This is a genomic window from Subtercola boreus, from assembly GCF_003399635.1.
Lineage (GTDB): Bacteria > Actinomycetota > Actinomycetes > Actinomycetales > Microbacteriaceae > Subtercola > Subtercola boreus_B.
Genome location: NZ_NBXB01000034.1, coordinates 267,149 through 281,576 on the forward strand (window position 1 = coordinate 267,149; position 14,428 = coordinate 281,576).

Sequence of the window (14,428 nt, forward strand, 5' to 3'; positions counted from 1 at the left end):
CGATAAGCTAGCAGACGGTTTGACATGCGTCGAACTACTTTGGAGGTCTCCCGGATGCCCGACAATCCGTTCCCGCAGCCCGACGCCGACGACATCCGGCTCACGAGCATCCTGCGCGCCCTCGCCGACCCCGGCCGGGTGAAGATGGTGCAGGTGCTGGCCGACGGTGAGTACCACGCCTGCAACGTCGAAGCGTTCGGGCTCGACATCCAGAAGTCCACGCTCTCGCACCACTTCAAGACGCTGCGGGAGGCCGGGCTGACCACGGTCGTCATCGAAGGCCGGAGTCACCGGATAGCCCTCCGGAGCGACGAGCTCGAGGCGCGCTTTCCGGGGCTGATCGCGTCGCTCACCTCGGAGAGCGCCGTCGCGGACCTCCGCACGGCGTGACTCGGCCGCCGCGCGGCGTTCACCAGGTGCCCGAGGGCGAGGCGACGACCGGAACCGGAGCGTACGACCAGTGGGCACCGTTCGCGTAGTGGCTCGACGCCCACGGTGACGCCCAGATGGCGCTCTCGATCTGGGCCGTCGGGGCGGAGGCGGCGAACCCGGCGACGATCGCCGAATAGCCGCCCACGCTGTGCAGGGCCTCCGCGCAGTTCGCCGCCGCGGTGACCAGGGTGTCGTAGCTGCCGAAGCCGCTGCCGCCGCCCGAACCCCAGCCGTTGTTCAGCGGATTGTTGCGGTTCCACCAGTCGGGTGGGCCGTTCTCCTGCCGCATCCATCGCATCATCACGGTGACGTTCGACTCGGTCATCGGAAACCCGGCGAGAAACAGCACGAGCGTGGCCCAGTCCTTGTTGGTGCTTCCGGCGGAGAGGGTCTTCACCCCCGCCGTGGCCGAATAGTCGTCGCGGGTGACCGTCACCCCCGCCGCATCCCCGGGAACCGTCACGATCTGCAGCGACCCCCGGGCGCTGGCCTGCACGTAGCCGTAGGCGTCGATCGTGCCCGGAGCCTGCGGCGGGGGCGCGAGGGAGACCAGGGCGACGAGAGCGAAGGCCGACACGCCGGCGGCGGCGGCGAGCAGGCGGGTCACCCGTCGGCCATGCAGATGCGCCGCTGTCACGGCACTCACGCCAGTTGCTCGTCGAGCCGCTCGTCGAGGCCGCGGCGCACATTCGGCCACTCCGCCTCGAGCACCGAGAAGTAGGCCGTGTCGCCGCGGCTGCCGTCGGGCGAGGAACGGTGCGAGCGCAGCACACCCTCCGGCACCGCTCCGAGACGCTGGATCGCGGCGGCGCTCCGCGTGTTGCGCGCATCGCAGCGGAGCGCCACCCTCGCGACGCCGAACTCGTCGAACGCGTGGCCGAACAGCAGGCGTTTCGCCGCGGGGTTGGTGCGTCCGCCCCAGAACTCCCGGCCGTACCAGGTGCTGCCGATCTCGATGCGGCGCTGCGCAGCCGAGTACTCGTAGAAGCTCGTGGTGCCGCGCACGGTTCCGTCGTCGCCGAGCACCACGAAGGCGAACGTGCCGGGCGTCTGGAGCTGGGCGTCGATGTGTGCGGCATAGGCGGCGGCATCCAGCGGCCTTGGCGACGTCATGCCCGCCCAGAGCGCGTCGTCGGTGAGGGCCTGCAGAGCCTCGGCGTGCGCCGTCGCCATAGGTTCGAGTCGGATGCCGTACCCCGCCAGATGGATCTCGTGCTGCACGTCATCGCCTCTCGTCGCTCTGCTCCCAGCCTAAACGCGCCCCAGCCGTGCGCTGCATCCCCGCAGTCGCACGCTTCCGCGCACGTCTGTCGCTTCCGTGCCTGCGCGCGCACCCGCGAAAGCGACAAATGGGCGCGCTTCACGTGCGGCGCGGGGTCAGCGCAGCACCCGGAGAGCGGCGGGGGCGGGGGCGCGTCAGCGGGCGAGGCGCTCGCGGAGCGCCGCGAGCGGCGGCGCCACGTCGAAGCCCTGCGCCGCCACCCAGCCCGCGTCGTAGTACGTGTCCGAGTAGCGGTCGCCGCCGTCGCAGAGCAGCGTCACGATGCTGCCGGTCTCGCCGCGCGCCACCATGTCCCGGGCGAGGTCGAGCGCCACCACGAGGTTCGTCCCCGTGGAGGGGCCGGGCGCCCGGCCGAGCACGTCGGAGACCACCGTCATCGCGGCGATGGACGCCGAATCCGGAACCGTCTGCACCCAGTCGATCACCGACGGCAGGAACGAGAGCTCCACCCGCGGCCGCCCGATGCCCTCGATGCGGGAGCCTCGGCCCGTGACATCCGTCCGCCCGGTGCGCCACGCCTCCTCGAAGACCGAACCCTCGGGGTCGCCGACCGCTACGCGCGTCGCGACGCCGGCGTACCGGGCGTAGCGGGCGATGGTCGCCGTGGTGCCGCCGGTGCCGGCGCCCGACACGATCCAGGTGGGCTCCGGATGCCGCTCCCCCGCCATTTGCTCGAAGATCGAACAGGCGATGTTGTTGTTTCCGCGCCAGTCGGTCGCGACAGCCGCGTTCGTGAACTGGTCGAGGTAGTACCCGCCGGATTCCCGCGCGATGCGCTCGGCCTCGGCGTACACCTCGCCGGCTGTCGCGACGAGCACGCAGCGGCCGCCGTAGCCCTCGATCAGCTCGATCTTGCGGCGGCTGGTCGAGGCGGCCATCACAGCCACGAAGTCGAGCCCGAGCATCCGGGCGAAGTAGGCCTCCGAGACGGCGGTCGAGCCGCTGGATGCCTCCACCACCGTCGTGCCCTGCCCGATGTGCCCGCCGACCAGGCCGTAGATGAACAGCGACTTGGCGAGGCGGTGCTTGAGGGAGCCCGTCGGATGCGACGACTCGTCTTTGAAGTACAGGTCGACGCCCCAGTCGGCCGGCACGGGGAAGCGCAGCAGGTGCGTGTCGGCGCTCCGGGTGCTGTCGGCCTTCAGCTCGCGGATGGCCTCGGTGATCCAGCGGCGGTCGGGTGTCACGGTCTTCCTCGTCTCTCGCAGCCGGCGCGGGGCCGCTGGCTGGGCTTCGCCGCGCCCACTGTTCGGGCACGGCGCACGCCCCAGTATCCCGTACCGGACGTCGACCCGTCAGCGGCGGCGACGCAGCCGCGGTCGGGCCATGAGCGCTGCCACGACCCCGAAGAGGGCGAGAGCGCCCGCGAGGAGCACCCAGAGGCCCGCCTCGCTCCCCGTGGCGGCAAGCTGGCCGGCAGAGGCCTGGTTCGGGTTCGTTGCAACTACGGGCTCAAGCGAACCGCCCGTACCGGTGCCCGGCGAACCCGAACCCGACCCCGCACCCGGGTCCCCGGCTCCGACCCCCGTGAGGAGGAACGTGTTCGCTCCCGCCACGCGCGTCGCGGTCGCCACGGCGCTCTGCACGGTGGTCTCCGTCGCGAGATCGGTGTACCGGGCCGCGAACGAACACCGCAGCGTGAACGACTCCCGTACGCCAGCGAAGGCGTCGGAGTACCAGCCCGCCTTTCGCGCGAAATCGGTCAGCGCGAGCGGATCCGCGGCGGCGGTCGTGACGGTGTAGGTGACGCCGTCCGTCTTCCAGCCCGTCCAGGTCACTTCGCCGGTCGTGATGGCGACCCCGGCTTCGCTCGCGTTCGGCTGCCAGCTCGGCACCTCGCAGTAGGCGCGGTCGGTGAAGTCATGGTCGCTGACCGTCGCCGCCGACGTCGCCACCGGGCCCGGGATGCTCGGGTTCGGGATGGTCGCCTTCAGCCACGCATCGATGCTCGCCCGGCACTGGGTCGGCACGCCCCAGCTGGTCGTCCCGCATTCCTTTGGAACTGCGGCCACCGGCCAGAGAGTCGCCTTCGCGGTCGGGTCGCCCTCGTACTTCTGGCCCGACTTCGTGGTGAACGGGGCGAGCCAGGAGGGGAGGTCGTAGGTGTGGTCGATGGATGTCACGCGCCAGGCGCACTCGGAGGGGATACCGAAGCATCCCGAGTCAGGGTAGGAGGCGATCACGAGCCGACCGGTCTCCGTCGCCCCCGGGATGACCGAGAAGGCCTGGAAGGCCTCGAGGTAGTTGTACTCCGATGATTCCCGAGCGATGAACCACGAACCGACAGTGTCGTTGCAGACCACGCCGTCGACGGGAGCCACGAAACACTTGACCGCGAGCCCGTTGTCGTCGTAGACGTAGTCGGACTGCCCGGCTTGATTGAAACCGTCCTGGAAGGACGATGGCGGGAAGGTCAATCCGTCGGCCTTGCCGAGTTCGAAGGGCTCGCGGCCGACGAACATCGGGAACGTGTGGCTCGCCGTCTGGTTCGGGATCCACGCCGACGTCACCCCCGTCAGGTCGAAGAGGTGCGTCGTGGTCGGGGTACCGTCGGCGGCTGGCGCCCCCGGTTGCACGCTGTTCCGCATCTGGGCCAGAACGTCGACCGGGGCGAAGGGCGTGACCTCAGCCGCCTTGTACGGGTTCTTCTGGGCGTCCCAACTGTTGAACGGCTTGGCCACAGCCGGCTGGTTCGACGGGTGGGTGGCCGCGTAACCCGAACTGAGGTCGAGCCACTGAGACTCTGTCGCCGGCGCGAACCCAGGGATGCTGTCGACGGTGACCGGCGTGGCGGACGTGGTCCATGTGCCGCTCGTCCACGATGCGGGGAAGGTGGAGGGGTTCCGGGCCCAGAGCGTCGAGGGGACGACCCTGTTGTTGTAGACGACGCCCGTAACGTCGGAACCCGGGCTCAGCACCATGTCATCGTTGCTGAGCGGCATCCCGACCTCTCGCCACTCGGCGGCGAGCCCGTTGTAGAAGGTCTGCATGAACACGGATCCGTCGCGGCAGATCGCTCGCGTCTTGGCCGAAGTGGTCGAACCGGTCGCACTGAGGGCGAGCTTGCACACCGATGCCTGGTCTTCGGGTGCGAGCGCATTGCCGTCACCGACCCACGTGCGCGCCGACTTCAGAAGAGCGGCCTCCTCCACCAGGAAGGCACCCTGCGCGCTGGCGGTCTGCCAGAACTCGACCAGGTTCTGCAGGGGCTCGTAGTAGGTACGGTCGTCGAGCCAGCGGCCCGCGTCGTCGGCTCCGGCGTGCGCCTGTCCGTTCCGCCACGCGGCGAGGTAGGCCTCCCCGCAGCTCTTGATCAGCCCCGGGCCTCCCCCGGTTGTCAGGAGCGCCGTGTTCACCGACATGACCCCGTCACCGAGCGGCGTCCCGACGACAGCCGTTCGCCCGGCGTCGCCGAGGGAGTAGTCGACGAACTCGTTGACGGCGAGCTGCAGTTCGCCGCCGTCTCCGCCGTGCGCCCTGAGGTCTTCGACCCGTTCGAGCATCGTCTTGTACTTCGACTGCGCCGACTGCAGCTTCGTCAGATAGGCGTTCAGTTGCGTCGTCTGTACCGTGCAGGTGCCCATCAGCACGTGCTGATCGGTGTCGAGAATCTGGCTCTGGATGGTCGCCAGGTCGTCATGCAGCATGTCGATCTTGTTCTCGATGTCGTTCAGCTGTTCCAGCCGGTCGAGCACATCCTGGATCTGCGGGCCCTTGGGTTGCCCGCCGTCGTCACCGAGGATGATCGACAGAAGCGGGCCGATGAAGGCAGCGGCGAGGTCGAGCGGCGCCGTGTCGAAGCCGAACACCTTGCCGGCCGGGCCGAGAACGCTCGTGATCGTCTTGATCCAGGTGTTGGTGCTCGACACCACGGAGGTGGCCGCCTGGGCTTGGGGAGCCGGCGCTGCGACGACGCCGCCGGTGCCGACGACCACCCCGATCGCGAGCACGGCCGGAACGCGCAGGAGGCGGAAGGAGCGGAGGGAGCGGAGGCGGTGACTTCTGCGCGGCATGACCGATGCTCGTCTTCTGTTCGGGGTGTCGCGCAGGTGCGCAGGCTGAGACTAGCGACCTGCGGGCACTGGTGTGCACCCCCCGATGGGGTGAACCCCGCGGCCGGCTACCGGCGAGGGACCCGAAACGCGCCACCGCGGCCCGGTTGGGACGATACGGGTCCCTTCGCGGGGGCGCGGGCCCGGGCGAGCGGGTGCGAGGGTGGGCTGGCTCCCGTCAAGGGACCCGAAACGCGCCACCGCGGCCCGGTTGGGACGATATGGGTCCCTTCGCGGGGGCGCGGGCCCGGGCGAGCGGGTGGGAGAGGGGAGGGTGGGTCAGGGGGCGGGGGTGGCCGAGACGCAGGCGCCGCCGAAGCGCAGGTGCACGTGCTCGCCCGGGGCGGGTCGCACGCCGACCCCGTGCTGCACGGCGATGAGACCTCCGTCGGGCAGACGCACGGTGGAGCGGCGGATCGAGCCGAGGAAGCTGGTCGAGACGACCGTGCCCACAAGCACCGGAGCGGGGCCGGTCAGGGCGGGAGTGCCGCTGAGCGGATCCGCCGGCACGGCCGAGGTGCCGGACGGCACGATCTCGAGGTCCTCGGGCCGCACGTACACCGTCACCGGCCCCGGCGCCACCGTCGGGTCGAGCAGGGGCAGTTCGATCCCGTGCACGAGGGCGTAGCCGCCCGCCGCCACCCCGGGCAGGCGGTTGCTGAGACCCACGAACTCCGCCACGAACGTCGTCGCGGGCTGGGTGTAGAGGCTCTCGGGGGTGCCGATCTGCTCGATCGTGCCGGCACGCATCACGGCGACCCGGTCGGCGACCGCCAGCGCCTCCTCCTGGTCGTGGGTGACGAACAGCGTGGTGATGCCGAGCTCCGTCTGGATGCGGCGGATCTCGTCCCGCAGCTGCACCCGCACCTTGGCGTCGAGCGCCGACAGCGGCTCGTCGAGCAGCAGCACGCGCGGCCGGGTGACGAGGGCGCGGGCGAGCGCGACGCGCTGCTGCTGCCCGCCCGAGAGCTGGTGGGCGAACCGGTCGCCGTAGCCGCCGAGGCCGACCATCTCGAGGGCTTCGAGCGCCCGCGTGCGGCGGAGCGCCGCCGGAACCTTGCGCATCTGGAGCCCGAATTCGACGTTCCGTGCGGCGTCGAGATGCGGGAACAGCGAGTACGACTGGAAGACCATCCCGAGGTCGCGCCGGTTCGTCGGCTGGTCGGTCACGTCGACGCCGCCGATCGCGACGCCGCCGCTGGTGACGCTCTCGAGCCCGGCCACCGAGCGGAGGGCCGTGGTCTTGCCGCAGCCCGACGGGCCGAGCAGGGCGACGAACTCACCCGGTCGCACGTGCAGGTTCAGCGAGTCGAGCGCGAGGGTGCCGGTGCCGTAGTCCTTCACCACGTCGATGAGCTCGACGGATGCGCCGACGGTGGGCGCGAGACCGGCCCGGGGGGCGGGTGCGGTGAGTGAGGTCATCGGTTGGCTCTTTCTGCGGCGGGGACCGGCGGGACTGCGCCGGGAGCTGGAAGGACTGCGGCGGGGAGAACAACGGTGGCCGGCGACAAGGAGCCGGCGGCTACCGGGAGCGCCACGTTCCCGGCGTCCGACGGGCGACGCGGGCGGTGGGTGCGGCCAGCCCCGACGGTGCTCAACCGCCCGATCAGCAGCAGGAGGACAAAAGCGAAGCCGAGCGCGAGCAGCGAGAAGATCACGGCGACGTACGGGTCGCTCTTCGAGATCAGCACCAGCGCCGTCTGCAGGTTGACGCGATTGAGCAGCGACGCGATCGTGAACTCCCCGAGCACCACCGCGACCGAGATGAACGCCGCCGCGAGCATCCCGCGCCGCAGGTTCGGCAGGATGACCCGGAACAGCACGGTCGCCCAGCCCGCCCCGAGCGACCGCGCGGCCTCACTGAGCGTGATGACGTCGACCGTGCCGAGGTTCGCCTGGATGGCACGGTACGCATACGGCAAAACCGTCACCCCGTAGGCGAAGCCGAGCGACCAGATCGAGCTGCCGGCGACCTTCACGACCACGCTGTACACCGGAACGAGCCCGACGACCAGCACGATTGCCGGCACGGTGATGGGCACGATGCAGACGAACTCCAACACGCGCCGCAGCCGCGGAAAGCGCAGCTCGACGAGCACCATGGTCGGCAGCAGCAGGACGAGCACCAGCAGCACGGTCACCACGACCAGCACACCGGAGTTGCCGAGCGCCGTCACGAGCGGCGCGTACTTCGTGTTGACAGCCGGGTCGGCGAGGCCCGTCCAGTGGCCGAGAGTGTACGAACCGCTCAACCCGTCGCGGAAGGTGAACTGGATCATGGCCACGATCGGGATCGCGAACACGAGCCCGACCACGCTCAGGATGATCGTGCGGGTCAGCCGCGAGGGCGCCGCCCCCACCCGTGGTTCGGCCGTGCGGCCACGCGTCGCGGCACCACGGGCATCCACCCGCGCCCCGCTCATCGCTGCCACCTCGCCGTGCGGGACTGCAGCAGTGAATAGCCGAACATGAGCACGACCATCACCACGATCATCCCGAACGCCAGTGCGCCCGCCATGTTCGCGCGCCCCAGCACCGTCTCGCTGATCAGCGCCGACCGGATCTGCAGCGGAACGATCTGCGAACCCTGGCTGATCAGCGCGGCAGCCGTCGCATACGACGAGAACGCGTTGGCGAACAGCAGCAGCAGGCTGCCGAGGAAGGACGGCAGGAGGATCGGGCCGGCGATCCGCACCCAGTAGGTGAACCGGCTGCCGCCGAGGCTGGAGTTCGCCTCGGCCCACTGCGGCTTCAGGCCCTCAAGCGCGGGCATGAACGTGATGACCATGAGCGGCACCTGGAAGTAGAGGTAGGGCAGAAGCAGGCCCGGCACCTGGTAGAGCCAGACGCCGTTGCCGTAGATGTCGAGTCCGGCATCCTTCAGCCAGACGGTGATGACGCCCTGCACGCCGATCGTCGCGATGAACGCGAAGGCGAGCATCACCCCGCCGAACTGCGCGAGCACGCTGGCGGCCGAATTGACGGTGGACCGCAACGTCCCGTCAGGCCTGGTGCCGAGCAAGGCGTAGCAGACGAGCGCTCCCACGACCGCCCCGATCACCGCGGTGACCCCCGAGACCCAGAACGAGCTCAGGAAGGTCTGCAGGATCTGGGGGGAGAAGAGCGCACCCACATTGTCGAGGGTGAACGCCCCCGCCTTGTCGAAGAAGCCCGTCGTGATCGCCAGCGCCGAGGGGATCGCGAGGAACAGCAGAATGTACAGCGCGAACGGTGTGAGGCCGAGGACGGCGAGCTTCTTCGTCATGGGGTGAAGGCGTGCCTCTGCTTACTGGATCGCCGCTGCCCAGTTGGTCGACAGCAGCGCAGCAGCCGCCGCGCTCTGGTCCGACGTCGGCGAGACGAAGTTCTCGGGCATCTTTCCAACAGCGGCCTCGGCCGTGGTGTCGACGGTTCCGGCCGTCTCCATAGCACCGAGCAGAACGGGGAACGCTCCCGCTGCGAGGTACAGGTTCTGGGCATCCGGGCTGTACAGGAACTCCTGCCAGAGGCGGGCGGCCGCGGGGTGCGGGGCGTCCTTGCTGATCGCCTGGTTGTAGTAGCTGCCGTAGGCCGTGCCGGGCAGAACGGTGGTCTTCCAGCCCGGGGTCGCCGCGGCGGCCGCGAGGTTGTTGTAGCTCCAGTCGAAGACGACGGCGGTCTCACCCGAGGCGATCGTGGCCGGGGTCGGGTCGACCGTGAGGAAGTTGCCGGCCTTGTTCACCTTCTGGAAGAAGTCGATCCCGGGCTGGAAGTCGTCGAGCGTGCCACCCGACTGGACAGCCGCGAGCCCCACAGCCGCGAAGGCTGCACCGGCCTGGGTCGGGTCGCCGTTGATCGCGACCTTGCCCTTGTAGTCGGCGCCGAGCAGGTCGTCGAGCTTCGCCGGGGCGGTCTTGATGACGTTCGAGTTGTAGCCGATCGACATCAGACCGGTGTAGTCGTTGACCCAGAGGCCAGTCGACTCCTTGTTCTCGTCGGGGATGTCGCCCCAGGCGGAGACCTTGTAGGGAGCGAACTTGTCGGTGTTGGCGAGCGCGACCGCCGGGCCGACATCCACCACATCGGGCGCGGTGTCCTGGCCGGCGAGGCTCGTGATCGCGGTGATCTCCTCGGCACTGGATGCATCGGGGCTCGCCGAATTCACGGTGATCCCGTACTTCGCCTTGAAGGCCTCGATGATCTTGCCGTAGTTCGCCCAGTCGTCCGGGAGGGCGATGACGTTGAGTGAGCCCTCGGCCTTGGCTGCGGCGACGAGCCCGTCGAGGTCACCGAACGCCGAGACGCTGGTGGCGGTCTGGGCGTCGACGGCAGCGGCAGAGCTGCCGGTGGTCGAGGCGGTCGAGGAGCAGGCGGTCAGCGCGAGTGCAGCGACCGCGAGGGCGGCGATTCCCATCGTGCTGCGACGAAAAGTGAACAAGATTCCTCCGGTACATCGTTGGTGGTGCCCGCGTTCGGGTGCGGGCTGCTGGGCCACCGGGGCGACATCCACACGTTAGGAGGGGGGCGCGTACGGCCCGCAGAGCGCTCGGAGACAGCAGGTGAAGAACGCCTTAACGGATGCCCCCGGCCACGGCATCCGTTGTGTGCCGCAGCACCGCGCCGGCCGACCGACCGACCGGCCGACCGCCAGACTGGATGGGCCCGCGCGTGACGACCAACGCCGCCTGAACCTTCCCCGTTGCGCCCGCACGGTCGAGCGGTGGAGGCCGGGGGCGGAGGCTTACGGCATCCGCACCCACCGCGCAAGCCTCGGGGTAGATCCCCTGCGTGGGGTAAAAAGAAGGCATGGACAGAATCCACTATTCGGGCGATTCGATCCTGACGGGATCGGAGATCGCCAGGGCACTGCTCGACTACGCTGGGGCGCTCGCAGCCACCAATGGGTCGGAGACGGTCGTCATCCCCTGCCTGCACGCCGATGGCACCACCGGTAGCGTGCGCCTTCTCGTCGGCCCGGCGAGCCAGATCATCTCCTCAACCGAGGACAGCGAGCACGACGAGTTGATCGACGCATCCCTGGTGGCCGAATTCGACCAGCAGACCTCCCGCCTGCGGAGCGCCAACGTTGCGGGCCTCGCAGATCCGATTGCCTACACTGAAGAATTCGACGACCTCTAGGAGACCCGCGTGCCCGACGCCACACCCGCCGCCACCCGAGTAGCCGCTGTTGTCTACAACCCGATCAAGGTCGATGTCGACCTGCTGAAGACGATCGTCGCCACCGAATCGTCGGCTGCCGGCTGGGGCGAGTCGCTCTTCTTCGAGACCACCGTGGAGGATGTGGGCCAGGAGGCCACGAAGGAGGCCCTCGCAGCGGGCGTCGACCTCGTGCTCGCAGCGGGCGGCGATGGCACTGTCCGTGCGGTGACGGAAGCCCTGCGGGGTAGCGGAGTCACACTCGCACTCCTGCCATCGGGCACCGGCAACCTGCTCGCCCGCAACCTCGATCTCACCCTCAACGACCTCGAGCACTCGGTGCACACCGCCTTCACCGGCACGAACCGGCCCATCGACCTCGGCGTGATCGACATCGAGCGGCAGGGCGGCACACGCGACAGGCACGTCTTCGTGGTGATGGCCGGCATGGGCATCGACGCGAAGATGATCCAGAACACCGACGACGACCTCAAGGCGAAAGCCGGCTGGGCGGCGTACGTCCGCGCCATCGTGACCTCACTCCGCGACCCCAACGAGCTGCACCTCCGATTCCGGAAGGATGACGGACCGGTGGTGCGGGAGAAGGCGAACACGCTCATCATCGGCAACTGCGGATCGCTGCCGGCGAACATCCTGCTCATGCCCGATGCTGTCGTCGACGACGGCTCGCTGGATCTGCTCGTCATGCGGCCGGGCGGAGTGCTCGGGTGGCTCCGCATCTGGACGAAGGTCGCCTGGGTCAACGGCGTGGTGCGTCGCACGAAGCTCGGCAGGACTCTCGTCGGCGAGCACCGCAACGACCACGAACTCGAATACAGCACCGTGAAGAAGTTCACGGCCCGCCTGTCCCGCCCCGAGGAGATCGAGCTCGACGGCGATGCCTTCGGCCGTGCCACGGCCTTCAACGCGTGGGTGGAGCCCAGCGCCCTCGACGTGCGGGTGCCCGCCTAGCGTCAACCGCCGATCGTGTCGAGCTCCGTGAACGGCTCGGCGATCGATCAGGCTTCGGGATGGTCGAACCCGCCGACCCGCAGATTGACGAGGTCGAGCGCCCGCATACCCTATGATGTATGTCATGACACATATGTCGCATCATGCACTGAGGAGGCGCCGTGTCAGAGATCCGACGGGTTTCGGTTATCAGCACGGGAACGGTGCAGATCCGCCCCGAACACGTGGAGACCCGCGGCACGCCGTTGTTGTGGTGGCTCAACACGTCTCGTCACTGGACGACGCCTCGCCCCATCAACGTGTATGTGATCGAGCACGCGGAGGGGCTCGTGCTCTTCGACACGGGCCAGGACCAGAATTCTGTCACCGATCCCGACTACTTCCCCGGCGGCATACCCGGGCACCTCTATCGACGCCTTGCCACGTTCGACATCCCCCACGGTGCCACACTCACCGACCAGCTGCACGACCTCGGCTACGACATCGCCGACGTGCAGACCGCGATCCTTTCCCATCTGCACCAGGACCACATCGGAGGCCTGCGTGAACTGCCGACGTCGGCGCGGGTGATGGCCAGTGACATCGAACTTGCCGGACTGCAGAAGCGGTTCGCCATCCTCAACGGGGTGATGCGCGATCACATCCAGATCCCCGGCCTCGAGTGGGTCCCGATCACTCCGCGACCCTTCCCCGGGGACTCGATCGCACCGTTCACTCACGCCTACGACGTCATGGACGACGGCTCTCTACTCCTCCTGCCGACACCGGGCCACACGCCGGGCTCGCTGTCGCTGCTCCTCCAGAGCGCGAGACTTCCCGTCATGCTGTTCGTCGGCGATGTCACCTACGACGCCGAACTCCTTGCCGCCGGCCGTGTCCCCGGGGTCGGCAGAAGGACCGTCCTCGAAGAGACGACCCGACGCGTCAATGAGCTGGCTCTCCGGCACCCCACCATGCCGATCCTTGCGGCCCACGACCCGGCAGCCGCAGGTCTGCTCGTGTCAGCACTATTGCGGGCCAGGGGCTGACCCGGTGAGAACAGCAGAGCAACTCCGCTACCTGATCCTCGCAGCGCAGCGGGAGGGCAACCGGGTGCTTCAGGCGCTCCTGACGGAGCTCGACCTCACGCCGGCGCAGTCGGAGGCGCTCGGCCTCATCTCCGACCACGGCCCTCTCGCGCTCAGCGAACTCGGCGACATGCTGGTCTGCGACAGCGGAACGAATCCGAGCCGAATCGTCAACCGACTTGTCGCGGCAGGCCTCGTGGAACGGCATCCCGGCAAGCAGGACAGGCGCCAGATCCGGCTCTCCGCCAGCCGCCTCGGCGCGAGCACAGCTGAGCGGGTTCGGAGAATCGAAGGCCGGCTCTACGACTCGATCGATGCGGCCGTCAGCGACGCTGACCAGCAGGTTCTCATCCGCGCCCTGGGCCGGCTGACGGAGCATTCGCCGGCTGGGGAATCGCTCCATAAGCGGCTTGCCGCGGAGTATCCGGCGGATTCAGGGGATGATCCGCTGGTCGCGGAGGTTCTGGAAGATGCGGAGGAACATGGCTTCGGTTTCGACATAGTCGTGGAACCCGGCCCGGCGTGATTTGGAGGTGTCTGCGATCACGTCGTAATCCCAGCTGAAGACGAAGTCCCCGAACTGCCACGACGACACGTCTTGGTAGGGGGTGGGGAGAAGGCCATACTTCTCGACCATCGTGTTCCAGAGGTCGGCCTTGTCTGCCATCATCTCGGTCAGGCTCATGGGAAGCGGCGGCGCCACGTCGACGTCGAAGAAGGCGGCGATCTTCGGCCACATGGTGCACCACCGGAACATGTCGCCGTTGGTGATGTTGTAGGCCTCGTTCCTGCTTCCCGGATTGGTGGCGGCCCACGTGGTGGCCCGGGCGAGAAGATTCGCGTCGGTCATCTCGATCAGGCTCGTGTACGCACCCGGCTTGCCCGGGAACCGCAGCGGTATCCCCAGCTCCCTGCTGATCGAGGCGGAGACGGCGATCACCATGGCGAGGTTCATCGGATTGCCGAGCCCCACACCTGCGACGACGGATGGCCGGAGAGCCGACCACGACCACGAGGCGCCGAGCTGCCGACGCTCGAGGAAGTCCTGCTGATCGACATTGAACTCCGGAGGCATGTGGGGCGGGTCATCCTCCTTCGCAGGAGTGGCGAACGGGCCGAGGTGCGCGCCGTAGACCTTGTACCCCTGCATCAGACTGATGTGCTCCAACCTCGGCGCGACGGGCTCGATCGCGTCGACGACATTGACGAGCATCGCAAGGTTCGGCGGCACCAGTTCTGCCCAACTGGGACGGTCCTGATACGCGGCGTAGAACACGTGAGTCACCTCGGTGAGCGGGGCGAGCGTGGCGGCCGTGTCGTTCCGGTCGAGCAGGTCGACGGCGATGTTACGCACGACCCCGGCATCGTCTCCGCCCCTGCGAGACAGTCCGATCACGCGCCAATCGCCTTCCCGTTCGAGGTGCGCGACGAGGTTGCCGCCGATCACTCCGCGTGCTCCCACCACCAGCGCCGTCTTCTGCATCCTG

The 14,428-nt window shown here is 68.7% G+C and carries 15 protein-coding genes; 5 read left to right on the forward strand and 10 right to left on the reverse strand.

From position 1 onward, the window contains the following. The first annotated feature begins 54 nt into the window (after positions 1-54). Entirely contained in the window at positions 55-390 is a 336-nt protein-coding gene (locus tag B7R22_RS13405; RefSeq protein ID WP_116412187.1) for an ArsR/SmtB family transcription factor, read from the forward strand. 19 nt (positions 391-409) lie between these two features. Here the strand turns inward: B7R22_RS13405 and B7R22_RS13410 are convergent, their stop codons facing one another. From B7R22_RS13410 to B7R22_RS18845, 9 genes are all read right to left on the reverse strand, one after another. After that, complete coding sequence (locus B7R22_RS13410) at positions 410-1,078, reverse strand: hypothetical protein (protein ID WP_147305388.1); 669 nt, start codon at positions 1,076-1,078, stop codon at positions 410-412. Continuing rightward, positions 1,075-1,653 carry a GNAT family N-acetyltransferase gene (locus B7R22_RS13415; protein WP_116412189.1) on the reverse strand — a complete coding sequence of 193 codons (579 nt, stop codon included), beginning with the start codon at positions 1,651-1,653 and terminating at the stop codon, positions 1,075-1,077. The genes B7R22_RS13410 and B7R22_RS13415 overlap by 4 nt, the downstream gene beginning before the upstream one ends. Before the next feature lie 195 nt (positions 1,654-1,848). Then, the gene (locus B7R22_RS13420; protein WP_216363454.1) at positions 1,849-2,901 is read right to left on the reverse strand and encodes a PLP-dependent cysteine synthase family protein; all 1,053 of its coding nucleotides are present in this window, start codon (positions 2,899-2,901) and stop codon (positions 1,849-1,851) included. Positions 2,902-3,009: 108 nt separating this feature from the next. Next, complete coding sequence (locus B7R22_RS13425) at positions 3,010-5,727, reverse strand: hypothetical protein (RefSeq protein ID WP_116412191.1); 2,718 nt, start codon at positions 5,725-5,727, stop codon at positions 3,010-3,012. Between the two features lie 318 nt (positions 5,728-6,045). Next, a complete protein-coding gene (locus B7R22_RS13430) occupies positions 6,046-7,188 on the reverse strand; it encodes an ABC transporter ATP-binding protein (protein ID WP_116412192.1) in 1,143 nt (380 codons plus the stop codon). Then, positions 7,185-8,189 (reverse strand): ABC transporter permease subunit, encoded by a 1,005-nt coding sequence (locus tag B7R22_RS13435; RefSeq protein ID WP_116412193.1) that lies wholly within the window; start codon positions 8,187-8,189, stop codon positions 7,185-7,187. The genes B7R22_RS13430 and B7R22_RS13435 overlap by 4 nt, the downstream gene beginning before the upstream one ends. Beyond that, complete coding sequence (locus B7R22_RS13440) at positions 8,186-9,031, reverse strand: ABC transporter permease (protein ID WP_116412194.1); 846 nt, start codon at positions 9,029-9,031, stop codon at positions 8,186-8,188. The genes B7R22_RS13435 and B7R22_RS13440 overlap by 4 nt, the downstream gene beginning before the upstream one ends. Before the next feature lie 21 nt (positions 9,032-9,052). Continuing rightward, positions 9,053-10,159: an ABC transporter substrate-binding protein gene (locus B7R22_RS13445; RefSeq protein WP_172582381.1), complete on the reverse strand. Its 1,107-nt coding sequence runs from the start codon at positions 10,157-10,159 to the stop codon at positions 9,053-9,055. Positions 10,160-10,316: 157 nt separating this feature from the next. Continuing rightward, the gene (locus tag B7R22_RS18845) at positions 10,317-10,553 is read right to left on the reverse strand and encodes a hypothetical protein (protein ID WP_147305389.1); all 237 of its coding nucleotides are present in this window, start codon (positions 10,551-10,553) and stop codon (positions 10,317-10,319) included. On the opposite strand from B7R22_RS18845, the gene B7R22_RS13450 reads away from it, so the two are divergent. From B7R22_RS13450 to B7R22_RS13465, 4 genes are all read left to right on the forward strand, one after another. Continuing rightward, entirely contained in the window at positions 10,552-10,884 is a 333-nt protein-coding gene (locus tag B7R22_RS13450; RefSeq protein WP_116412196.1) for a hypothetical protein, read from the forward strand. The two genes, B7R22_RS18845 and B7R22_RS13450, sit on opposite strands and share 2 nt — an antisense overlap. 9 nt (positions 10,885-10,893) lie before the next feature. Beyond that, positions 10,894-11,874 carry a diacylglycerol/lipid kinase family protein gene (locus B7R22_RS13455; protein ID WP_116412197.1) on the forward strand — a complete coding sequence of 327 codons (981 nt, stop codon included), beginning with the start codon at positions 10,894-10,896 and terminating at the stop codon, positions 11,872-11,874. Positions 11,875-12,035: 161 nt separating this feature from the next. Beyond that, entirely contained in the window at positions 12,036-12,902 is an 867-nt protein-coding gene (locus B7R22_RS13460) for an MBL fold metallo-hydrolase (protein ID WP_116412198.1), read from the forward strand. Positions 12,903-12,906: 4 nt separating this feature from the next. Further along, positions 12,907-13,467, forward strand: a complete 561-nt coding sequence (locus tag B7R22_RS13465; RefSeq protein WP_116412199.1) for a MarR family winged helix-turn-helix transcriptional regulator — start codon at positions 12,907-12,909, stop codon at positions 13,465-13,467. Here the strand turns inward: B7R22_RS13465 and B7R22_RS13470 are convergent. After that, entirely contained in the window at positions 13,375-14,424 is a 1,050-nt protein-coding gene (locus B7R22_RS13470) for an SDR family oxidoreductase (RefSeq protein ID WP_116412200.1), read from the reverse strand. The two genes, B7R22_RS13465 and B7R22_RS13470, sit on opposite strands and share 93 nt — an antisense overlap. Between the last annotated feature and the right edge of the window lie 4 nt (positions 14,425-14,428).

Excerpts from the sequence above, each read along its gene's own strand:
- B7R22_RS13405 (WP_116412187.1), top strand. The coding sequence starts at position 55 with ATGCCCGACAATCCGTTCCCGCAGCCCGACGCCGACGACATCCGGCTC.
- B7R22_RS13425 (WP_116412191.1), bottom strand. The coding sequence starts at position 5,727 with ATGCCGCGCAGAAGTCACCGCCTCCGCTCCCTCCGCTCCTTCCGCCTC.
- B7R22_RS13430 (WP_116412192.1), bottom strand. The coding sequence starts at position 7,188 with ATGACCTCACTCACCGCACCCGCCCCCCGGGCCGGTCTCGCGCCCACC.
- B7R22_RS13435 (WP_116412193.1), bottom strand. The coding sequence starts at position 8,189 with ATGAGCGGGGCGCGGGTGGATGCCCGTGGTGCCGCGACGCGTGGCCGC.
- B7R22_RS13440 (WP_116412194.1), bottom strand. The coding sequence starts at position 9,031 with ATGACGAAGAAGCTCGCCGTCCTCGGCCTCACACCGTTCGCGCTGTAC.
- B7R22_RS13445 (WP_172582381.1), bottom strand. The coding sequence starts at position 10,159 with ATGGGAATCGCCGCCCTCGCGGTCGCTGCACTCGCGCTGACCGCCTGC.
- B7R22_RS13450 (WP_116412196.1), top strand. The coding sequence starts at position 10,552 with ATGGACAGAATCCACTATTCGGGCGATTCGATCCTGACGGGATCGGAG.
- B7R22_RS18845 (WP_147305389.1), bottom strand. The coding sequence starts at position 10,553 with ATGCCTTCTTTTTACCCCACGCAGGGGATCTACCCCGAGGCTTGCGCG.
- B7R22_RS13470 (WP_116412200.1), bottom strand. The coding sequence starts at position 14,424 with ATGCAGAAGACGGCGCTGGTGGTGGGAGCACGCGGAGTGATCGGCGGC.